The sequence below is a fragment of the Paraburkholderia hiiakae genome (genome assembly GCF_904848665.1).
GTDB lineage: Bacteria > Pseudomonadota > Gammaproteobacteria > Burkholderiales > Burkholderiaceae > Paraburkholderia > Paraburkholderia hiiakae.
This window is the reverse complement of record NZ_CAJHCQ010000007.1, coordinates 20,818-42,333: the sequence shown is the minus strand read 5'-3', so window position 1 is coordinate 42,333 and position 21,516 is coordinate 20,818. Positions and strand designations below refer to the sequence as shown.

The window sequence follows — 21,516 nt, the reverse complement described above, 5'->3', positions numbered from 1 at the left end:
ACAAGCGGCTTCAACCCGTGACCGCAATACCCTCGACGAGGCGCTTCGCAAGACGCGGCTCGCGCAACCGGTCGATCCACCATTGCAGTGCGCGCCCTACGTGTTCGCCGCGCCACGCCACGTACAGCACGTTCGGCTCGCGCGGGTTCGCCGTGGCCTTCTCGATCAGTTCGCCGCGCTCGATGAGCTTCGCCGCGCGCTGCCTCGGCACCCAGCCCACGCCAAGACCCTCGCGCTGCGCGAGGATCTTGGCGCGCATCGACGGCACCGCCAGCACCTCTTGCGCGCCGAGCAACCCGTAGCCGCGACCCGGCGTGAGCCGCGCCGAATCGCCGACCGCCACGCCGCGCTCGGCCAGCATGCGCTCGCGGGTGAGCGGCGCCTTCTCGCGCGCGAGCCGGTGGCGTGGCGCCACCGCGAACACCCACTCCATCACGCCCAGTTCGAACCAGTGCAGACCGTCGATGGCCGGCGGCTCGTTGGTCGCGCCGACGACCAGATCGGCGCGGCCGTCGCGCAGGGCCTCCCACGTGCCGGAGAGCACTTCGTGCGTGAACCGCAGCTTGACGCCCGAGCGCAGCGCGTCGAAGTCGCGGACCACCGGCATCAACAGTTCGAATTCGAGAATCTCGTCGGTGACGATCCACAAGCGGTCTTCCCAACCGTTTGCGACCTGTCGCACGCGCTGCGTCATGCGCGCGACGTCCTGCATCAGGCGGCTCGCCTCCTCCGCGAGCAGATGCCCGGCCGGCGTAAGCTGCAGACGGTAGCGTCGGCGGTCGAAGAGCAGCGCGTCGAACCGCGCTTCGAGTTGGCGCGCTGCATGCGAAATCGTGGAAGGCGCCTTGTTCAAACGTGCAGCCGCACGCGACAGGCTGCCGGTCTCGCGGATGGCGTCGAGCAACGCCAGTTCCTCTTCGGAGAGCATGTGCGACTCCATCGAATGGGTGATCACGCGATGGTATGGCAGAAACGGCGCAGGGGTCAGGGCGTATGACACCGCCTTGTGGGGCAAACTGTCAAAGTCGCTTTGACGCTCTGTACAGAAAATTTGTCATTGTTTAGCGTCTTTAACGGGCAGAAAATCGAACGCACGTTCATAAACCATAGCGCGTGGCCGCGCCAATCCGAAGGGAAACGCGTACGCAAGAGAGCCGGATCACGCCATCGCGAAGCCATCTTTCCAGTGAGGTATGAGGCCATGTCCGTGAAGTCCCCGTCACCCGATTCACCGTTCGTCGATTTGACCGCCATGATTCGCCAACGGGCGGCGGAACACGGCGCGCGTGCGGCAATCGTCTGCGACGATGAAACGCTCACGTTCGCCGCGCTCCAGGCGATGATCGACCGCTGTGCTGCCGCGCTGCAACGTGATGGACTGTCACCCGAAGACGTCGTTGCGATCTGCGCATCGAGTTCCATCCAATACGCCTCAGTGTTCTTCGGCGCACTCAGAGCAGGACTGGCGGTCGCGCCACTGTCTCCCTCCACGCATCCGGACAGCCTCGTCGCCATGCTGGAGAACTCCCGGGCGCAAATTCTCTTCGCCGACGACGCGGTCTGCCAACTGCTTTCGAGCGTCACGTTGCCGCCTGCTCTGCGCATCGTCAATATCGGTGCGGCCGCGCAGTACGACGCCTGGCTGGCGCCCGTGGGCGCCGCTCCCGCGCAGGTGGAGATTCAGCCGGAGTGGGCATTCAACATCATTTACTCCTCCGGCACGACGGGAACGCCCAAGGGGATCGTCCAGTCGCACGCCATGCGCTACGCCTACACGCTACGAAGCGTAGAGCGCGGATACGGCCCGGACGCCGTCACCTTGATTGCGACGCCCCTCTATTCGAACACCACGCTAGTGAGCTTCTTCCCGACGCTGGCGCTCGGCGGAACGGTCGTCCTCATGCCCAAATTCGACGCGAGGCAATATCTTGAGCTTGCCCAGCGCGAGCATGTCACGCACACCATGCTGGTGCCCGTGCAATACCAGCGCATCCTCGGCCATCCAGACTTCGATCGCTACGACTTGTCCAGTTTCCGCGCGAAGTTCTGCACGAGTGCTCCGTTCCCGGCAGGCCTCAAGGCGGACGCCCTGCGCAGGTGGCCAGGCAAGCTCACCGAGTTCTATGGAATGACCGAAGGCGGCGCGTCATGCGAGCTTTGTGCGGACGAGTATCCCAACAAGCTGCACACGGTTGGCCGTCCGCTGAACGGCCATGAAATGCGCCTGATCGATGCCGACGGACGCGAGGTCGCCGCCGGGGAAGCGGGCGAAATCATCGGGCGCTCGCCTGCCATGATGACCGGCTACTATCGGCAACCCGAAAAGACGGCGCAAGCCGAGTGGCACGACAGCGATGGCCGGCGCTTCATTCGAACCGGGGACGTCGGTCGTTTCGACGAAGACGGCTTTCTCGTGCTGATGGACCGCAAGAAGGACATGATCATCTCGGGCGGATTCAACATTTATCCAAGCGATCTGGAACAGGTGATCGCCCGGCACCCCGAAGTCGTTGAATCCGCGGTGGTTGGCGTGCCGTCGCAACGCTGGGGTGAAACGCCCGTGGCATTCGTCACCCTCCAACCAGATTCGGCATTGAACGCCGACGAACTCACCGCCTGGGCCAACGGGCAATTGGGGAAAATGCAGCGACTTGCCGACGTCGTGATTGTCGACGCGCTACCGCGCAGCCCGATTGGCAAGGTGCTCAAACGCGAGTTGCGCGAGCGCTTTAGCGGCGCGGTCGCCTGATCGGCTGCGACTCGTCCGTTTGCAGTCGGGCGGAAAAAAAAGCGCCACGTTTGCACGTGGCGCCTTGAAAAGTTCTAGCCATTCCGAGGGCCGTGCTAGAACCTGAGAGGCGGTATTCAGCTCAGCCGTGCCAATGGAAAACGATGCGCAATTATGCGAATTGCATATCGAGAAGCACATTAAAACCCCGCAATGTTGCGGGGTTGTGGCCTATTGCCGAAATCGGGTTCCATTTTTTACCCACATGCTGACTAAGTCAAGCAAAATCTCGCCAAAATGCGCCAATCATCGAGCATCTGGCATCCATTGCAATCGTCTGAAATTTTGCGCCCTAATTTAGCGAGCGCAATGTTGATCGAACGCAAACTGCCGTATCGCGCAGCAAGTCCGCGTCGCCTTTGCGACGCCGCGCGTGAAATCTGAAATCTGAAATCCTGTTTCGGAAAATTGTCCCGCCAATGACTTCGGCACCCGAATCCCGCCATTCCGATGAAACCCCACGCGACAAAGACGGTGGCGCTGACGAAGTGACCGCGCTCGCGCGCGGTCTCGCCGTGCTGCGCTGCGTCGCAGTTGCCGACGCGCCGCTCAGCAACCGCGAACTGACCGAGCTGACCGGCATTCCCAAGCCCACGCTTTCGCGGCTCACCGGCACGCTCGTGAGCACGGGCTTTCTCGCCCGGCTGCCCGACAGCGAACGCTTCGTGCTCACGTCATCGGTGCTGGAGCTCTCCAACGGCTTTTTGCGCAACTCCGACATCCGCAGCCGCGCACGGCCTTTTCTCACGCGGCTCGCCGAGCGCACCGCGCTCTCGGTGCACCTCACCGTGCGCGACCGTCTGGACATGGTGGTGATCGACGCGATCCGCCCGCGCACCGCCGTGCTCGTCACGCGCCTCGAGGTCGGCTCGCGCATCGACATGGGCCGCACCGCCGTCGGGCGCGCGTACCTCGCTGCGCTCGATCCGCACGCGCGCGCCGAACTCACCGCCGCGCTGCAGACCTCGAGCGGCAACGACTGGGGCGTTTTCGGCAGCCGTCTCGACGCCGCGCTCGCCGAGACCACCGTCCACGGGTACGCGCTCGCGATCGGCGAATGGCACGAGGGGCTCAACGCCATTGCCACGGCGTTCGCCGGTCCCAACGACGAGATCTACGCCATCAACTGCGGCGGCGCCTCGCAGCAGTGCACGCGCGAGTGGCTTGTCGCTCACGTCGTGCCGCTGATGCGCGAATGTGTCGGACGCATCGTCGACGAAATTGGCGGCGCCCTGCGTCTGCCCCATTCAACCTGACAACGCGAGCGCCCTCGCATTACAAAAAGCACACGACGCATGTAACGCTCGTAACGTCTCGAAAGAAACTGCACTGGACTGTAACGAAGCGGGCAACGTAGCATCATGCTTTTTGGCGCCAAGGGGCTGCTGCGCCGCCCTGCGTGCGCAACGCCAGCCAGCCGCCAGTGAAGCCGCCCATGCCCGTGGTCTCAGGGCGCGGTATTTGCGCCAGAGCGGGGCCAGCCCTGACATCTTGCTTGCGTACGACGTGCGTAGCATCGCAGCGCGTCCGCTACGCCGGCGCCGTGCGCTTCGCGGCCGGCATCACATAATCCGCTCAGCCTAGAGCCTTCGAGAACCCGTTACCGACCTGACCGATGGATCAACAAGAAAAGCGCCCGGATTCCTCCCGTAAAGAAACGACGCCGCAGTCCCCCGCTCCGGTCGCCGCGAGGCGCAGCAAGGGCAAGTTCATCGCGCTGGGTGTGGTCATCGTGATCGCCGGCATCGTGCTCGCACGCTGGCAACCGTGGAACAAGGCGCTCTCGGGCGGCAACGCATCATCGGCGGCCGGCGCGCGCATGCGTCACGGCGGCCCGGGCGCCATGGCCAACCTGCCTCAACCGGTGAGCGTGGCGATCGCCCAGGCCGGCGATATGCCCATCGTCATCACCGCGCTCGGCACGGTCACGCCGCTTGCCGACATCACGGTGCGCACACAACTATCCGGCACGCTTCAGGACGTGTACTTCCAGGAAGGCCAGATGGTGAAAAAGGGCGACGTGCTCGCACAGATCGACCCGCGCCCGTACCAGATTTCGCTCGCCAACGCCGAAGGCCAGCTCGCCCGCGACCAGGCGCTGCTCGCCACGGCGCGCCTCGACCTCAAGCGCTATCAGACGCTGCTCTCGCAAGACTCGATCGCGAGCCAGCAGGTCGACACGCAGGCATCGCTCGTCAAGCAGTACGAGGGCACCGTCAAGTCCGATCAGGCCAACGTCGATACCTACAAGCTCGACCTCACCTACGCGCGGATCATCGCGCCGGTGTCGGGCCGCGTGGGCCTGCGCCAGGTCGATCCGGGCAACTACGTGACACCCAGCGACACCAACGGCATCGTCGTGCTCACGCAGCTCGAGCCGATCAGCGTGATCTTCACGACTTCGGAGGACAACCTGCCGCCCATCATGAAGCAGCTGCGCGCGGGCACGAAAATGCCGGTCACGGCCTATGACCGCAGCAACGCCACGATGCTGGAAGCCGGGTCGCTGCAGACCATCGACAACCAGATCGACACCACGACCGGCACCGTCAAGCTGCGCGCGAGCTTCACGAACCACGAGCAGGGGCTCTTCCCGAACCAGTTCGTCAACGCACGCCTGCTCGTCGATACGCTCCACGACACCGTGATCGTGCCCACTTCGGCCGTGCTCAACGGCTCGCAGGGGCAATACGTCTATGTCGCGAAGCCTGACAACACGGTGAGCGTGCGGCTCGTGAAGGTCGGGCCCGTCGACGCCGAACGCACCAGCATCGCTTCGGGCCTCGCCGTGGGCGAGCGCGTGGTGACCGACGGCTCCGACCGTCTGCGCGAAGGCGCGAAGATCACGATTCCCGCCGAGCACCCGCAGCACGCGAAAGGCGCATCCGGCGCGAAAGGCGCATCGTGGGCCGGTGCGGCCTCGGGCGCGCGTCATGGCCACCGCCACGCATCGCAGACGCAAGCCCAGTAAGCCAGCATGAATCCATCCCGCGCCTTTATCCTGCGGCCGGTCGGCACGGCGCTGCTCATGGCGGCGATCATGCTGGTCGGTCTCGTCGCGCTGCGCTTTCTGCCGCTTTCCGCCCTGCCCGAAGTCGATTACCCGACCATCCAGGTGCAGACCTTCTACCCGGGGGCGAGTCCGGACGTGATGACGTCCTCGGTCACCGCGCCGCTCGAGCGCCAGTTCGGCCAGATGCCGTCGCTCAACCAGATGTCGTCGCAAAGCTCGGCGGGCTCCTCGGTCATCACGCTGCAGTTCAGCCTCGACCTGCCGCTCGACGTGGCCGAGCAGGAAGTGCAGGCCGCCATCAACGCGGCCGGCAACCTGCTGCCCTCGGACCTGCCCGCGCCGCCGATCTACGCCAAGGTGAACCCCGCCGACGCGCCGATCCTGACGCTCGCCATCACCTCGAAAACGCTGCCGCTCACGCAGATCCAGGATCTCGCCGACACGCGCCTCGCACAGAAAATCTCGCAGGTGGCGGGCGTGGGCCTCGTGAGCCTGTCGGGCGGCCAGCGCCCCGCGGTGCGCATCCAGGCGAACCCGCGCGCGCTCGCGGCCTACGGCCTGAATCTCGACGACCTGCGCACGAGCATTTCGAACCTGAACGTGAACACGCCGAAGGGCAGCTTCGACGGCCCCACGCGCGCCTACACGATCAACGCGAACGACCAGCTGACCGACGCCGACGCGTACAAAGACGCCGTGATCGCCTACCGCAACGGCCGCCCCGTCATGCTCACGGATGTCGCGAACATCGTGCAGGGCGCGGAGAACACCAAGCTCGGCGCGTGGGCGGACGGCACGCCCGCGATCATCCTGAACGTGCAGCGCCAGCCGGGCGCGAACGTGATCCAGGTGGTGGACAGCATCAAGGCGCTCCTGCCGCAGTTGCAGGAAGCGCTGCCCTCCTCGCTCGACGTGCAGATCGTCACCGACCGCACGACCACGATCCGCGCCTCGGTACGCGACGTGCAGTTCGAGCTGCTGATGTCGGTGGTGCTCGTCGTGCTCGTGATGTACCTGTTCCTCGCGAACATCTACGCCACGATCATTCCGAGCCTTTCCGTGCCGCTCTCGCTCATCGGCACGCTCGCGGTCATGTATCTGTGCGGCTTCTCGCTCGATAACCTCTCGCTCATGGCGCTCACCATCGCGACCGGCTTCGTGGTGGACGACGCCATCGTCATGATCGAGAACATCGCGCGCTACGTCGAGGACGGTGAAACACCGCTCGAAGCCGCGCTCAAGGGCTCGAAGCAGATCGGCTTCACCATCATCTCGCTGACGGTGTCGCTGATCGCCGTGCTGATTCCGCTGCTGTTCATGGGCGACGTGGTCGGCCGCCTCTTCCACGAGTTCGCCATCACGCTCGCGGTGACGATCGTGATTTCGGCCGTGGTCTCGCTCACGCTCGTGCCGATGATGTGCGCGAAGATGCTGCGCCACACGCCGCCGCCCGAAAGCCACCGCTTCGAGGCGCGCGTGCATGCGTTCTTCGACTATGTGATCGGCCGCTACGGCGTGGCGCTCGAATGGGTGCTCGCACGCCAGCGGCTCACGATGATCGCGTTCCTCATCACGCTCGTGCTCACCGGCATTCTTTATGTGATCGTGCCCAAGGGCTTCTTCCCCGTGCAGGACACGGGCGTGATCCAGGCCATTACGCAGATGCCGCAATCGGTGTCCTATGCGTCGATGGCACAGCGCCAGCAGGCACTCGCCGCGGAGATCCTCAAGAACGAGAACGTCGAAAGCCTCACCTCGTTCATCGGCGTGGACGGCACCAATATCACGCTCAACAGCGGTCGCATGCTCATCAACCTGAAGCCGCGCGACGACCGCAGCGAAACGGCTAGCGAGATCATCCGCGACCTGCAAAAGAGCGTGGCCCACGTGCCAGGCGCGACGCTCTACATGCAGCCGGTGCAGGACCTCACGATCGACTCGACGGTGAGCCCGACGCAGTATCAGTTCATGCTCACTACGCCGAACATTCAGGACTTCACGACCTGGGTGCCGAAGCTCGTGCAACGTTTGCAGCAACTGCCCGAACTCGCCGATGTGGCGACCGACCTGCAGGACCAGGGCAGCTCCGTGTTCATCGAGATCGACCGCGCGAGCGCCGCGCGCTACGGCATCACGCCCGCGACGGTGGACAACGCGCTCTACGACGCCTACGGCCAGCGCATCATCTCGACGATCTTCACGCAGTCGAACCAGTACCGCGTGATTCTCGAAGCCGACCCGGTGCTGCAGCACTACACCGACGCGCTGAACTCGATCTACCTGCCCTCCTCGACCTCCAGCACGGGCCAGGTGCCGCTCTCGGCCATCGCGAAGTTCCACGAGCGGCCGGCGCCGCTGCTCGTCTCGCATCTCTCGCAGTTCCCGGCCACGACAGTCTCGTTCAACCTGGCGCCGGGCTCCTCGCTCGGCGCGGCGGTCAAGGCGATCCAGCAGGCGGAAAAGGACATCGGCCTGCCGGGCTCGTTCCAGACGCGCTTCCAGGGCGCGGCGCTCGCGTTCCAGGCGTCGCTGTCCAACGAGCTGTTCCTGATTCTCGCGGCCATCGTCACGATGTACATCGTGCTCGGCGTGCTCTACGAGAGCTTCGTGCATCCCATCACGATTCTCTCCACCCTGCCATCGGCCGGGATCGGCGCGCTGCTCGCGCTCATCCTGACCGGGCACGACCTCGACATCATCGGCATCATCGGCATCGTGCTGTTGATCGGCATCGTGAAGAAGAACGCCATCATGATGATCGACTTCGCGCTCGAGGCCGAGCGCCACGAAGGCAAGCCGCCGCGCGAGGCGATCTACCAGGCGTGTCTGTTGCGCTTTCGCCCGATCATGATGACGACGATGGCGGCCCTGCTCGGCGCCGTGCCGCTGATCCTCGGCTACGGCGCGGGGAGCGAGCTGCGCCGTCCGCTCGGCATCGCGATTGCAGGCGGGCTGATCGTGAGCCAGGCGCTCACCCTCTTCACGACGCCCGTGATCTATCTCGCGTTCGACCGGATCGCGCAGCGTCTGCGCCAGCGCTTCGGCGGCGGTTCGCACAGCGCGACCTCGTCATCGACGGAGAACTGACGCGATGAATCTCTCGCGCCCGTTCATCTCCCGCCCCGTCGCGACCACGCTGCTCGCCATTGGCATTGCGCTGGCCGGCCTCTTCGCGTTCACGAAGCTGCCGGTCGCGCCCCTGCCGCAGGTGGACTTTCCCACCATCTCCGTGCAGGCCACGTTGCCGGGCGCGAGCCCCGAAACCGTGGCGACCAGCGTGGCGAGCCCGCTGGAGCGGCACCTGGGCTCGATCGCCGACGTCACGGAGATGACCTCGCAAAGCTCGGTGGGCAGCACGCGCATCACGCTGCAATTCGGTCTGAACCGCGACATCGACGGCGCCGCGCGCGACGTGCAGGCGGCGATCAACGCCGCGCGCGCCGACCTGCCCACGAGCCTGCGGCAGAACCCGACCTACCACAAGGTCAACCCTGCCGACGCGCCGATCCTGATTCTCGCGCTCACCTCGCCCACGCTCACCGCGGGCCAGCTCTACGACTCGGCGGCCACGGTGCTGCAGCAATCGCTCTCGCAGGTGGACGGCGTGGGCGAAGTCGACGTGAGCGGCTCGGCGAACCCGGCCGTGCGCGTGGAGCTGGAGCCGCACGCACTCTTTCACTACGGCATCGGCCTCGAAGACGTGCGCGCGGCGCTCGCCTCGGCCAACGCGAACAGTCCGAAGGGCGATATCGAGTTCGGCCCGCAGCGCTTTCAGCTCTACACCAACGACCAGGCGAGCAAGGCGAGCCAGTACAAGGATCTCGTGATCGCCTACCGCAACGGCGCGGGCGTGAAGCTCTCGGACGTGAGCGAAGTGGTCGATTCGGTGGAAGACCTGCGCAACATCGGTCTCGCCAACGGCAAGCGCTCGGTGCTCGTGATCCTCTACCGCCAGCCAGGCGCGAACATCATCGAGACCGTGGACCGCGTGATCGAGATGCTGCCGCAGTTGAAAGCATCGCTGCCCGCCGACGTCGAAGTGATCCCGACGTCCGACCGCTCGGTCACGATCCGCTCCTCGCTCAAGGACACCGAACGCACGCTCATGATCGCCGTGGCGCTCGTCGTGATGGTGGTGTTCCTGTTCCTGCGCAACTGGCGTGCGACGCTGATTCCGAGCGTGGCCGTGCCCATCTCGATCATCGGCACTTTCGCGGCCATGTACCTGATGGGCTTCTCGCTCGACAACCTCTCGCTCATGGCGCTCACCATCGCGACGGGCTTCGTCGTGGACGACGCCATCGTCGTGCTCGAGAACATCTCGCGGCATATCGAGAACGGCGTGCCGCGCATGAAGGCGGCGCTCCTCGGCGCGCGCGAGGTGGGTTTCACGGTGCTCTCGATCAGCGTGTCGCTCGTCGCCGTGTTCCTGCCTATTCTGCTGATGGGCGGCATTGTCGGGCGCCTCTTCCGCGAATTCGCGCTCACGCTCTCGCTCGCCATTGCGGTGTCGCTGGCCGTCTCGCTCACGCTCACGCCGATGATGTGCTCGCGCCTGCTCGAAGAAGCGCACGAGAAGAAAGAAGAAGGCCGCTTCGCGCAGTGGCTCGAACGCGGCTTCCTGCGCATGCAGGGCGGCTACGAGCGCACGCTCGGCTGGGCGCTGGCGCATCCGTTCGTCATCCTGCTCACGCTCATCGCGACCATCGCGCTGAACGTCGCGCTCTACGTGATCGTGCCCAAGGGCTTCTTCCCGCAGCAGGACACGGGGCGCCTGATCGGCGGCATCCAGGCCGACCAGGCCACCTCGTTTCAGGCGATGAAGGTGAAGTTCGCCGAGATGATGCGTATCGTGCAGGCGAACCCGGCGGTCGACTCCGTCGCGGGTTTCTCAGGCGGGCGCGCGACCAATTCGGGCTTCATGTTCGTCTCGCTCAAGCCCAAGAGCGAGCGCAAGCTTTCTGCCGATGAAGTCATCGCTCAACTGCGCGGGCCGCTCTCGAACGTGGCGGGCGCGCGCACCTTCCTGCAAGCGGTGCAAGATATTCGCGTGGGCGGCCGGCAGTCGAACGCGCAGTACCAGTTCACGCTGCTCGCCGACAACACCGCCGACCTCTACAAGTGGGGGCCGAAGCTCACCGAGGCGCTGCAGGCGCGCCCCGAACTCGCCGACGTGAATTCGGACCAGCAGCAAGGCGGCCTCGAGTCGATGATCAACATCGACCGCGCAAGCGCCGCTCGGCTGAACATCACGCCCTCGCAGATCGACAACACGCTTTACGACGCGTTCGGACAGCGCCAGGTCTCGACGATCTACAACCCGCTCAACCAGTACCACGTGGTGATGGAAGTCGCGCCGCAGTACTGGCAGAGCCCGACCATGCTCAACGAGATCTGGGTGAGCACCTCGGGCGGCACGGCGAGCGGCGCGCAGAGCACCAACGCAACGGCGGGCACGGTGAGCGGCCCGACCACCGCCTCGACGGGCGGCACAGCCGCCACTACGACATCGAGCGCCGCGGCCATCGCCGCCGACTCCGCGCGCAACCTCGCGACCAACTCGCTCGCCGCGAGCGGCAAGTCGAGCGCGTCGTCGGGCGCGGCGGTGTCGACATCGAAGGAAACCATGGTGCCGCTGTCGTCGATCGCCTCGTTCGGCCCCGGCACGACACCGCTTTCGGTGAATCACCAGAGCCAGTTCGTGGCCTCGACGATCTCGTTCAACCTGCCGCCCGGCAAGTCGCTCTCCGACGCGACCGCCGCGATCTACGACACGATGGGCGAGATCGGCATGCCCGCGACGATTCACGGCAGCTTCCAGGGCACGGCGCAGGCGTTCCAGCAGTCGCTCGACAACCAGCCGCTGCTGATTCTCGCGGCGCTCGCGGCCGTGTACATCGTGCTGGGCATTCTGTACGAGAGCTACATCCACCCGCTCACGATTCTCTCCACCTTGCCCTCGGCGGGCGTGGGCGCCCTGCTCGCGCTGCTGCTCTTCAAGACGGAGTTCAGCATCATCGCGCTGATCGGCGTGATTCTGCTGATCGGTATCGTGAAGAAGAACGCCATCATGATGGTGGATTTCGCGATCGAGGCTTCCCGACAGGGATTGAGTTCGCGCGATGCGATCCATCAGGCGTGTCTCTTGCGCTTCCGGCCGATCATGATGACGACCTGCGCAGCACTGCTGGGTGCGCTGCCGCTCGCGTTCGGGCGCGGCGAAGGCGCGGAGTTGCGTGCGCCGCTCGGTATTTCGATCGTGGGTGGGCTGATCGTGAGCCAGATGCTCACGCTCTATACGACGCCGGTGGTGTACCTGTACATGGACCGGCTGCGCGTGTGGTGGGATGCGAAGCGCGGGCGCGGGGCACCGTCGGCTCAAGTGGAATAAGCAGTGGCGTTAGCGCACTGGAAGACGGCTGAAGCTGCGCTTCAGCCGTTTTTTTATGCCCGTGCGCTTCGAGGCTGGAACTGCCGCAAATGCACCGGCAAACACCGCACGATCAGATGCAGCACCAGCGGAACGATGATTCCATCATCCACGACACCGGCGAGCGGCAGGGCGATATTGAACGGGTCGAGCGCATAGAGCGCGAGCAGCGCCGTGGCGGGCACGAGCCACACCGGGCGTTCCGGCTGGCGCAGCGCGTGCCACAGCACGCGCGCATCGCCCTTCACGACATTCCAAAGCAACGCGATACGTTTCATCTGCTTCCTCCTTGCGGCTTGTGCCGCTTTTGCCGCTTTTGCCGCTTGTGCGGCTGGTCCGCTCGCCGCCTCAATGCTGCTCGTGGCCCGGTGCGTCGGAGCGTGACGTTCTGATCACGAGCCCATCCGGCGCGAAATGGGCGTTGAACATGCCGTCCCCCGCCACGCCGCCTTCGGCCCAGTGCCAACTCCACACTTCCTCATGGCTCAGCGCATATTTTGCTACCGTGGCCGGCTTGCCGAGCAGGCGCCGCACTTCGTCCTGCGTCATGCCCGGCACGACCTGAGCGATATTCTGCGCCGTTAGCGCCTGGGTCATCGCCAAAAGTTTGCCGTTCGCATCGAAGTCGAGCATCCACGTGGTCAGGCCGTTCGGTCCGCGCGGGTATTCCAGGCGCTGCGCGCCGTCGTCGTCTTCCCAGACCATTTCGGGCTTGCCCGCCTGCTGGCGTACGTCTTCGACGGTCGAGACGTCAATACGCAGGCCGCCGAACGCCATCGAATCGGGTTTGATCGCGTTGACGGCGTCGGTGACCTTTTGCTGGTCGCACGCCGCAAGCAGCGTGGCGCAAACAGCGATCAAGGCCGCGGCGATCCAGGGTTTTCGGGACATATTCATCTAACGTTGCTGCTCAAAACGACCGGGAAGTGATTGGGACAACGCGGGCTTTGCAACGTTCGCCGTCGCACCGCGCTGGGCGCCGCTGTGCATTGCGAACGCCGCTTCGCGCTCGGACTCCGTGAGCATGCGCTTGACGAGTATGGCCTCCATCGCGTCCACGGCGCGCGGCGTGCGGAAAATCTCCTCGTCGGCAATGCCGCGCGAACGCAGTTCACGGCCGAACGGGCTCAACGTCATGATGAGCGTGCTCAGGTCAAAGCGCGCCTCTATCCAGCCGAGATACCAGTGCCACTGAGTGTAGTACCACCAACTGCGCTCGTTGAACGCGCGCACGTGCGTGGGATCCTGCCACGCGCCATGCGACAGGTCGTAGGGAACGACCACGCGCATTGCGCCACCCTCACGCAGCAGTTCGAGACAGTGCGTCATGAGGCGCGTAAGCGCCGGCACGTGTTCGAGCACGTCTGTCGCCTCGATCTCGTCGAACTGCCCAGCTTCGAGGCGGGTCAAGCCGTATCTGGGGCTGAAAAAGATCTGCTTCAAGCCTGCCGGATGCGCAAGATCGCCGAGGATGTCGGGCTGCCACTTCGGATCGATGTCGATATTCAGGCGCTCTGGGTCGTAAGATTTGCCGCTGCCAAGGTTGACGCGGCGCGGCACCGGCACCGAGAGCTTCGGCAGCAGCGCCGCGAGAATCGCGGCCTGATCGCGGCGGGCGAAGATTTCGAAGCCGCGTTGCCCGGCTTCGTGCCGGCGGGCGTCGTCTCTCACCAGTGCGACACAGGTCTGCACGAGGTCATCGTAAGGAACGGCGACGACGGCTTCGCGCAGATCGTCGGCGATTTCGGTGTCCGGCTCGCACTCGCTCACCACGGCCTTGCGATTGGCGAGCAGCCAGGACGTACGGATGACTTCGTGAATCTTGTCGTCGTAATAGTGGACGTTGAGGACAAGTTTGCTGCGCGCAATCCATTGATCGCGCTCGTCGCCGTAGACGCCTTTCAAGTGCTGCACAACGAGCCCGGCTGCGCGCAGCGCATCGAGAATCTTGTACCTGCGCTCGTTGAGAAAGCCGTAGAACAACACGTCGACGTCCTGTTCCGCCGCCGCCGGAATGCAGGTGAGTTGCGGCACGTATCCGGGCGTGAGCACGTGCACATGTGCGTTGCCCGTGAGTTCGCGAATGCGCTCGACATTCGAGGGCGAATAGTCGAGCACGGGATGATGCCGCAGCATCTCGAGATAGTGCGGTATCCTGGCAGGCCAGCCGGCGCGCATCTGCTCGAGGTTGACGATGACGGTGTTGGACGGCAGCACCGTGCCGGGCGCGAGCAGATGCGCACCGAAAACGAAGTTGACGCCGTCGCCCGCGAGGAATTCGTTGTCGACGGCGTCGACCTGCGCGCCGAGTGCCGCAAAAGCGGCCAGTAACCCGCGCGCGTATTCCTGGAATGCGGCGCTGTGCGGGTAGCCCGCAGGCCGGGCCGTGACAATACGCACGCGCTCGAACAGGTGCGGCGGATGCGGGGAAAGGGGGACATTCGACATCGGGACTCGCTCCGTGGTGCGCCCGGACGGGACGCCACCACACGGCGATCACGAAGCATCCAACGACGCAAATGCCGAGTATCTGCGCGTCTCTTTAAGCGATGTTTGATCTATTTCAGCGTCTGACAGAGCTTGCGTCGCCAGTGAATCGGCGACCGGGTGCGCGACGCCCCAATGGGGCGGTTGCCACGCTCACAACTTCTGCGCAATCGCGAGCGTAAAAATGCGCGCCCAGCGCTTCGCTTCGCGCTCGCCTGGCATCGGCAGTTCCCAGAGCGGCCGCTTCGGGTCGACCACGCGCAGCGCCACGCACCAGCCGTTGGCACCGCGCACCGGTTGCGCGCCTTGCAGGTCGGCGAAGATATACGCGCCATGCGCCCCGCCCTGCGTCAGCTCGCAAAAGCGCTTGCCCGCCGCGAGACGGGCCTCCCCCCATGCGCCGCCCACGCGGTGCGTCCAGTCGCCTTCGCCGCGCACATTAGGCGCGATGTCGCGCATACGGCGCCACCACCAGGCGATGAGCGCGACGAACAGCGCCGCGGCAATCACCGCTGCGCCTACGGCAACGCCCGTGCCGAAGTGCGCCGCGATGGCGTTGAAGGACCAGTACGCGCCGTAGACGAGCGCGGCGAAGGCAAGCAGAACAACGACGATAGGCATGCGGGTATTCCAGGTGGCGGGGAGACAGGCAATGGCGAGGTGTCGGCGCGCCATTGCCTGCATGCCAGGACGAAACGCGGAGGGACGACCGGGACGGGTCGCTGCGGGGCCCGCGCGCGCGGCGAGCCCCGCTTTTTACTGCGGTTTGCGACGACTACTGCTGCGGATGCTGCGCGGCCCATTCCTTCACGGCACGCAACGTGTTCGCCACATGCTGGTCCGGCGAGAGGCTCGTGTATTCGTAAATGATCTTGCCGTCCGGCGCGATCACATACGAAACGCGATTGGCCATCGACTCGTGCATCGGCATCGACGCGTCGTACGACTTGATGATCTTCGAGTCTTCGTCGGCGGCCACCGGGAACTTGCTGCGGCACTCGCTCACCGAGAACTTCGTGAGCGTGTCGATGTTGTCGTGCGAAACACCGATCACGGTCGCGCCGTACTGCTTGTACTCATCGACCGCTTCGGCAAATTCGTGCGCTTCGATCGTGCAGCCTTTCGTGAACGCTGCGGGATAGAAGTACACCACCACCGGCCCCTTCTTCAGTTCCGAAGCGAGCGAATAGGTGTAGGTCTTGCCGCCCAGCGATGCCTGGGTCGTGAAGTCGGGCGCAGGATCGCCCGGCTTGAGTGTCGCCTGTGCTGACAGCGTAAAGAACGCAAGCCCGGCGCAGACGAGCGCCGCGGCTCCCGCCGCAAAGAACCTCGGTTTCATGTCGAATGTCCTCGAGTTGAATCGCCACGCCGGTGCACGTTTTGCCGGCGCCATTTCCCCGTCACGCAAATGAGACGCATGACGGCGCAGCGATCCCGTTATTGGATCACACATTTCCGGCGCTCGCAGCGCGCACCGGCGCAAACCTTACAACCTGTTTTCAGCCCTCGGCGTAAGCCGTGAACCACGCGCCGGCCCACAGGTTCAGTTCGCCGAGCAGCGGCGGCGTGAGCGCGGTGAACATGCCGCCCGCCTCGCGAGCGAGGCGCTGCGCGCCGTCGTGATCGCCGCGCTCGGCCGCGGTCGCGATGCGCAGCAGCGTACCGAGCTCGCCGCGATGACCGTCCACGGCATCGACGATCTCGCGCGCAAGGCCGAGACGATCGAGTGTGTGCTCGGGCGTCGAGCCCACCAGCACGTGCACGAGCGAGAAGATGCCGGTCATGAAGGCGGCATCGGCGAAATCGGGGTCCTGCGGGCTCAGGCTGCGCGCGGCAAGCTCCATGAAGTGCGAGCGCGTGCCCGCGAGTTGCACCAGCGGGTCCGAGCCCCAGGGCAGGTCGCGTCCGCTCGCGTAGAGCAGTAGTTGCGCCCAGCGCGCAATCTGGCGCGTGCCCGCCGCGAGCACCGCTTCGCGCAGCGACGAAATCGGCCGCCCAGGCGAATACGCGCTCGAATTGACGAGACGCAATAGTTGCACCACTACGCCCGGGTGGCTGCGCAGCTCGCGCTCGAGTTCGGCCGTGCCGACGTCGTTCGCCACGAGCGCGAGCAGGCGCACGAGCGCAAGGCGCGAAGCGCGCACGCGCGGCGCGCGCAGCACCTGCGGACGCGCAAAGAAGTAGCCCTGGAAAAGCTCGAAGCCGAGCGACGAGGCCAGTTCGAAGTCCTCGCCCGTCTCGACCTTCTCGGCGATCAGCGTCTTGCCGTGCGCGGCGAGGCTCGCGACCAGCTCGGGCAGCGCCGCGCGCTCGGTCTGCATCAGGTCGACCTTGACGATGTCCGCATAGGGCAAGGCGCGCAGCAGGTTCTCCGTGATCTCGCTCACGTCGTCGAAAGCGATTCGGTAGCCGGCCCGGCGCAGTTGCGCGAGACGCTCCAGAACCGCGGCGTCGAAGCGCACGTGTTCGAGCACCTCCAGTACGAAGCGGCCAGGCGGCAGCAGATGCACGATGTCGTCGAACAGCAGTTCGCGGCTGATGTTGACATAGCCGTAGTGACGACCGAGCACCGCGGGCACGCCGATCTGGCCGATCGTACGCGCCATCACCTGGGCCGTGGCGAGCGCGTCGTCGTCGACAACCGCGCGATTCTGCGCGCCGCCGCGAAACAGCAGCTCATAGGCATTGAGCGCGCCATTGCGATCGAGGATGGGCTGCCGCCCGAGATAGACAAACGGCTGTACGGCGCCCGAACCCGCTCCAGGAGCCGCCTGCGCCAGCTGGCGAGACGGCGGCACAGGCGGCGGCTCAGACGGCTGCGGCGCGGGTGCGGCGCCGGTCTGCGAACCGGTTGATGACCCGGGCGTAAGGCCCGGTTGTGAAGCTGACGGCATAGGCGGCGCGGAACCAGGGGTGCCCCTGCCCGCATCGTCTCGCGCAGCCTCGCTTGCCGGCGCGGCAAACGCTGACGATGAATCGGACATGGCGGATGACTCGTACGGATGGAATGGCCGGTAATGGCCGCCGACGCGCCGAGCCGCCCCTGCGGCCCGCAAGACGGGCGCTTTACGCGCGCCGACCCATCGCGCATGGCGAACGGCGTCTCGACCGGCGCCACTTTAACCGAATCTGGACGCCGCCGCACCGCTCTGCCGTCACCTTTATGCGTTAGGTGTTTTTTCCGTTGCCGCCGCTAAAGATTTCCCGTCCGAGGTCGATAACTTGCTCTGATGGGCGGCTTCAGCCGGACACGGAATCCGGCAAGGACGCCACAGACAAACAAAGGGTTGCCAGCGACAGACATGGAAGCGAACAGGATCTCCGCGCCCCGCCAGGGCTGGTTGCGCACGGTCGTTGACCGGCTCTACGCGCTTGCCGGCCTCAAGGGCATTGCCGGCGACCCGCCCATGCCTGGCGACGCGATCGCGACGCATGGAGCCGCAGCGGACAACGACGGCGCCGCGCCGCTCGTGCCTCCTTCGCCCCCCGGAGCCGCACCCGACTACGCAGACGCCACTTCGCTCTCGTTCGAGAACACGGCAGCCGCGGTGGACTTCCTCGTACACGTGGACGCCAAGCTGCACTTTCTCTACGTCTCCGACGCGAGTCTGCGCTTTGCGGGTTATCACCGCGAATTCCTGCTCGGCGCGACGCTCGCCGACATCGTCACGCCCGAGCATCACGCTCGCCTCGAGGCGCTCATCGCGCGCGCCGCGCACAGCGGCGCGGTGGAAAAAGACACGATTGATCTCGTCAAGGCGCTGACCTACCCGCTTCCCGTGGAGCTGCGCGTGCAGCGCGCCCAGTATGGCGAGACGACCGGCTTCGCCGTGGCGGGCTTCGACGTCTCCGGCTGGCAGGGCACCGAGGCCGCGCTCACCCACGCGCTCCATCACGATCCGCTCACCGGCCTGCCCAACCAGACCGCGCTCGCGCCCGCGTTGCAACGTGCCCAGGCCGATGCGGACCATTTCGGCGTGCCTGTGGCGCTCCTGCTGCTCGACCTCGACGACTATCAGCGCGTGAATCGCGCGCTCGGCTACGACGCCGGCGACGAACTGCTGCGCGAAACCGCCCGGCGCCTCACTCACCTCGCGCTGCAGGGCGAAATGATCGCGCGCATCGGCAGCGACGAGTTCGCCATTCTGATCACGCCGCAGCGCCACGCCGCGCCCGACGAAGTGCGCGCCGCCGCCGAGGCGCTCGGCCGGCGCCTGCTCACCTCGATCCTGCAGCCGTACTCGTTTCGCAACCAGCCCGTGCACCTTTCGGCGAGCATCGGCATTGCGTTCCATCCGGACCAGCGGCCGGATGCATCCGGCGCGAGTGACACCGATAACAGCGCCGATGCCAGCGCCGACACGACGCCGCTCATCCGCCGCGCGGACCAGGCGCTGCAGCAGGCCAAGGCCATCGGCGGCAACACGCTGACGTTGCACGTACCCGACGACGATCCCACCGACGCCATGCGCTTGAAGCTGGAGTCGGACCTCTACGACGGTGTGCGCAACGGCGAATTCTCGCTACACTTCCAGCCCATCACGAGCAGCGCGTCGCGCGGCGTGGTTGGCGTGGAGGCATTGATCCGCTGGCAACATCCATTGCACGGTCTCGTGCCGCCTTCAACATTTATTCCGCTTGCGGAATCCGTCGGCCTGATTAATTATCTCGGCAATTGGGTTTTGAAGGCTGCCTGTATGCAACTGACCCAATGGGACGAGCAAGGCATCGAGCTGCAGTACGTTGCGGTCAATGTCTCGCCCCAGCAGTTCCGCAATCCGCGTTTCAGGGAAAGTGTCGAGGAGGCGATCGAGCTCACCGGAGTCGATCCGCGCCGGCTCGTGTTCGAGATTACCGAAAGCCTGCTCATGCACGATCCGCAGCATGCGAAAACGCTGCTCGAAGAACTCACCTCGCTTGGCATTCGCTTCGCGGTGGACGACTTCGGCACGGGCTATTCGAGTCTTGCGTACCTGCAGCGCTTCCCGCTCTCGAAGCTGAAGATCGATCGAAGCTTCGTCGAGAACCTCATCACTTCGCGCAACGATCAGGCGATCGTGAACGCGGTGGTGGGGCTCGCGCGTACGCTCGATCTCGAGCTCGTGGCCGAGGGCGTGGAAACGGAGGCGCAGCGCGAGCTGCTAACGAACATGGGTTGCGAGCATATCCAGGGATGGCTCGTCTGCAAGGCGCTGCCTTCAGAAGAATTGCAGCAGCGCTTCGTTTCGGGTGCGTTGCACGTGCACGAGGTGCAATGATGCGGGCATCGCAAACAGCAGGGCTTTCGCGAAATTGACATGGTTCAGATGGTAAAGGCCGTCCTGCTAGACCGCTTGTGGGCCCGCATGAATGAACGCGGGGACTTCCCCTTGCTGTCGCAATCGCTGCGCACCACGGTCGCGGCGATGACGAACGACGACTACGATTTCAGCGCGCTCGTGAAGGTCGTGCTCTCGGATTTCGCGCTCACGCAGAAAGTGCTGCGGCTCGCGAATTCGGCCATGTACATGGCGTTCGGCGGCAACATCACGACCGTCACACGCGCGCTGATGGTCCTCGGCATGGACGCCGTCGGCCATCTCGTCGTCGGCCTGAAGATCGTCGATCACTTTCACCACAGCGCGCCGCGCCGCATCGACGCCAAGCTCGAACTGAACCGCACCATGCTCTCCGGCTGCGTCGCGCGCAAGCTCACCGAGCACGGCGACCTGCGCGCGGGCGAAGAGGCTGTGGTCTGCACGCTCATGCGCCAGGTCGGCAAGCTGCTCGTGGTGTTCTATCTCGAACCCGAGTGGGACCAGATTCGCCGCGAACTCGAAGAAGGCTCGAGCGATGACGAAGCGTGCCTCGACGTACTCGGCGTGACCTTCGAAGAACTCGGCCTCGAGGCCGCCACGCGCTGGCGCCTGCCCGACACGATCCGCGCCGGCATGCGCAAGTTCGACCCGGCCGACAAGGAGCCGCGCGACGTGCAATGGCTGCGCGCCATCACCAACTATTCGACCGAAGTCGCACGCGTGCTGACCACGCCGGGCCTCTCGGATGAAATGCGCGAGACGCACATTGCCGAGCTTGCGCAGCACTACGGCCGCGCGCTGTCGACCGACGCGGACGTGCTCGTGCAGATGAGCCTCGCGCTCGCGCGCGAGGAAGCCGAAGACGGTGTCATGCGCGAAATCGTCGAATTGCGCGCCAACGCCGACGCCATCGCGCGCGAGGCGCTCGATCCCGAGGCGCGCATCGCGGCCGGTGTCGAGGACCTGCGCGCGCTGCCAGCCGATAGCGCGCTCAGCACGGCCCTCACGCTCGCGACCGAAACCGTGCTCGCGGGCCTGGGTTTCGCACGCAGTGTGGTGTTCGTACGGCAAGGCGCGAACATGTTCGAGGCGCAGCACGGCTTTGGCCCGCACATGGGCCAGGTGCTGCCCAAGCTCTCGTTTTCCGCCGCGTTCCAGCCCGACGTGTTTCACCTCGCCATCGCCAACAAGGTGGGCATCTTCATCGAGAATGCGCGCGACGCGAAGATTCTCGCGCGCCTGCCCAGCTGGTATCGCTCGAGCTTCGACGACACGCGCGCATTCGTCCTGCTGCCCGTGGGCACGCCTGGCGTCGAGCCCGTTGCGCTGATGTACGGCGACTGGCTCATGAGCCAGGAGCCGCGCCGCATATCACAGAAAGAGATGAGCGCGTTGAACGATCTCGCGCAGCAACTCGCGCGCTTCTTCACGCACGCTCCGCAGACCGTCTAAGTTTCGACCTGGCGCGGCGCCGCATCCTTGCGCGGCACCGCCCTCCCCA

Annotated in this window: 14 protein-coding genes; 7 read left to right on the top strand and 7 right to left on the bottom strand. The window is 65.3% G+C overall.

Going from position 1 to position 21,516, the window contains the following annotated elements:
- Positions 1-10: 10 nt before the first annotated feature.
- Complete coding sequence (locus JMY28_RS14950; RefSeq protein ID WP_201696724.1) at positions 11-928, bottom strand: LysR family transcriptional regulator; 918 nt, start codon at positions 926-928, stop codon at positions 11-13.
- 273 nt (positions 929-1,201) lie between these two features.
- On the opposite strand from JMY28_RS14950, the gene JMY28_RS14945 reads away from it, so the two are divergent.
- The 5 genes from JMY28_RS14945 (at position 1,202) to JMY28_RS14925 (ending at position 12,192) form a co-directional block, all read left to right on the top strand.
- Complete coding sequence (locus JMY28_RS14945) at positions 1,202-2,749, top strand: class I adenylate-forming enzyme family protein (RefSeq protein WP_201696723.1); 1,548 nt, start codon at positions 1,202-1,204, stop codon at positions 2,747-2,749.
- Positions 2,750-3,207: 458 nt separating this feature from the next.
- Positions 3,208-4,044 (top strand): IclR family transcriptional regulator, encoded by an 837-nt coding sequence (locus tag JMY28_RS14940; RefSeq protein WP_201696722.1) that lies wholly within the window; start codon positions 3,208-3,210, stop codon positions 4,042-4,044.
- Positions 4,045-4,403: 359 nt separating this feature from the next.
- Complete coding sequence (locus JMY28_RS14935; protein WP_201696721.1) at positions 4,404-5,759, top strand: MdtA/MuxA family multidrug efflux RND transporter periplasmic adaptor subunit; 1,356 nt, start codon at positions 4,404-4,406, stop codon at positions 5,757-5,759.
- Positions 5,760-5,765: 6 nt separating this feature from the next.
- Positions 5,766-8,888 carry an MdtB/MuxB family multidrug efflux RND transporter permease subunit gene (locus JMY28_RS14930; RefSeq protein WP_201696720.1) on the top strand — a complete coding sequence of 1,041 codons (3,123 nt, stop codon included), beginning with the start codon at positions 5,766-5,768 and terminating at the stop codon, positions 8,886-8,888.
- A gap of 4 nt (positions 8,889-8,892) precedes the next feature.
- Entirely contained in the window at positions 8,893-12,192 is a 3,300-nt protein-coding gene (locus JMY28_RS14925; RefSeq protein WP_201696719.1) for an efflux RND transporter permease subunit, read from the top strand.
- 53 nt (positions 12,193-12,245) lie between these two features.
- On the opposite strand, the gene JMY28_RS14920 is transcribed toward JMY28_RS14925, so the two are convergent.
- The 6 genes from JMY28_RS14920 to JMY28_RS14895 all read right to left on the bottom strand — a co-directional run bounded on the left by JMY28_RS14920 (position 12,246) and on the right by JMY28_RS14895 (position 17,612).
- Positions 12,246-12,509 (bottom strand): hypothetical protein, encoded by a 264-nt coding sequence (locus JMY28_RS14920; RefSeq protein WP_201696718.1) that lies wholly within the window; start codon positions 12,507-12,509, stop codon positions 12,246-12,248.
- Between the two features lie 70 nt (positions 12,510-12,579).
- Entirely contained in the window at positions 12,580-13,128 is a 549-nt protein-coding gene (gene bamE / locus JMY28_RS14915; RefSeq protein WP_201696717.1) for an outer membrane protein assembly factor BamE domain-containing protein, read from the bottom strand.
- Positions 13,129-14,679 carry a class I SAM-dependent methyltransferase gene (locus JMY28_RS14910; protein ID WP_201696716.1) on the bottom strand — a complete coding sequence of 517 codons (1,551 nt, stop codon included), beginning with the start codon at positions 14,677-14,679 and terminating at the stop codon, positions 13,129-13,131.
- Between the two features lie 192 nt (positions 14,680-14,871).
- Positions 14,872-15,339 (bottom strand): hypothetical protein, encoded by a 468-nt coding sequence (locus JMY28_RS14905; RefSeq protein ID WP_201696715.1) that lies wholly within the window; start codon positions 15,337-15,339, stop codon positions 14,872-14,874.
- A gap of 154 nt (positions 15,340-15,493) precedes the next feature.
- Complete coding sequence (locus JMY28_RS14900; RefSeq protein WP_201696714.1) at positions 15,494-16,057, bottom strand: peroxiredoxin; 564 nt, start codon at positions 16,055-16,057, stop codon at positions 15,494-15,496.
- 160 nt (positions 16,058-16,217) lie between these two features.
- The gene (locus JMY28_RS14895; RefSeq protein WP_201696713.1) at positions 16,218-17,612 is read right to left on the bottom strand and encodes an EAL and HDOD domain-containing protein; all 1,395 of its coding nucleotides are present in this window, start codon (positions 17,610-17,612) and stop codon (positions 16,218-16,220) included.
- A gap of 408 nt (positions 17,613-18,020) precedes the next feature.
- Here JMY28_RS14895 and JMY28_RS14890 point away from each other — a divergent pair, with 408 nt between their 5' ends.
- Positions 18,021-19,976: a putative bifunctional diguanylate cyclase/phosphodiesterase gene (locus JMY28_RS14890; RefSeq protein ID WP_201696712.1), complete on the top strand. Its 1,956-nt coding sequence runs from the start codon at positions 18,021-18,023 to the stop codon at positions 19,974-19,976.
- Between the two features lie 48 nt (positions 19,977-20,024).
- Positions 20,025-21,467, top strand: coding sequence for an HDOD domain-containing protein (locus tag JMY28_RS14885; RefSeq protein ID WP_201697017.1), 1,443 nt, complete (start codon positions 20,025-20,027; stop codon positions 21,465-21,467).
- Positions 21,468-21,516: the final 49 nt, after the last annotated feature.

What these genes read in the sequence shown, in the direction of transcription:
- JMY28_RS14905 (WP_201696715.1), bottom strand. Translation starts at nt 15,339, where the DNA reads ATGCCTATCGTCGTTGTTCTGCTTGCCTTCGCCGCGCTCGTCTACGGC.
- JMY28_RS14885 (WP_201697017.1), top strand. Translation starts at nt 20,025, where the DNA reads ATGGTAAAGGCCGTCCTGCTAGACCGCTTGTGGGCCCGCATGAATGAA.
- JMY28_RS14940 (WP_201696722.1), top strand. Translation starts at nt 3,208, where the DNA reads ATGACTTCGGCACCCGAATCCCGCCATTCCGATGAAACCCCACGCGAC.
- JMY28_RS14930 (WP_201696720.1), top strand. Translation starts at nt 5,766, where the DNA reads ATGAATCCATCCCGCGCCTTTATCCTGCGGCCGGTCGGCACGGCGCTG.
- JMY28_RS14950 (WP_201696724.1), bottom strand. Translation starts at nt 928, where the DNA reads ATGCTCTCCGAAGAGGAACTGGCGTTGCTCGACGCCATCCGCGAGACC.
- JMY28_RS14890 (WP_201696712.1), top strand. Translation starts at nt 18,021, where the DNA reads ATGGAAGCGAACAGGATCTCCGCGCCCCGCCAGGGCTGGTTGCGCACG.
- JMY28_RS14945 (WP_201696723.1), top strand. Translation starts at nt 1,202, where the DNA reads ATGTCCGTGAAGTCCCCGTCACCCGATTCACCGTTCGTCGATTTGACC.
- JMY28_RS14910 (WP_201696716.1), bottom strand. Translation starts at nt 14,679, where the DNA reads ATGTCGAATGTCCCCCTTTCCCCGCATCCGCCGCACCTGTTCGAGCGC.
- bamE (WP_201696717.1), bottom strand. Translation starts at nt 13,128, where the DNA reads ATGAATATGTCCCGAAAACCCTGGATCGCCGCGGCCTTGATCGCTGTT.
- JMY28_RS14935 (WP_201696721.1), top strand. Translation starts at nt 4,404, where the DNA reads ATGGATCAACAAGAAAAGCGCCCGGATTCCTCCCGTAAAGAAACGACG.
- JMY28_RS14895 (WP_201696713.1), bottom strand. Translation starts at nt 17,612, where the DNA reads ATGCCGTCAGCTTCACAACCGGGCCTTACGCCCGGGTCATCAACCGGT.
- JMY28_RS14920 (WP_201696718.1), bottom strand. Translation starts at nt 12,509, where the DNA reads ATGAAACGTATCGCGTTGCTTTGGAATGTCGTGAAGGGCGATGCGCGC.
- JMY28_RS14900 (WP_201696714.1), bottom strand. Translation starts at nt 16,057, where the DNA reads ATGAAACCGAGGTTCTTTGCGGCGGGAGCCGCGGCGCTCGTCTGCGCC.
- JMY28_RS14925 (WP_201696719.1), top strand. Translation starts at nt 8,893, where the DNA reads ATGAATCTCTCGCGCCCGTTCATCTCCCGCCCCGTCGCGACCACGCTG.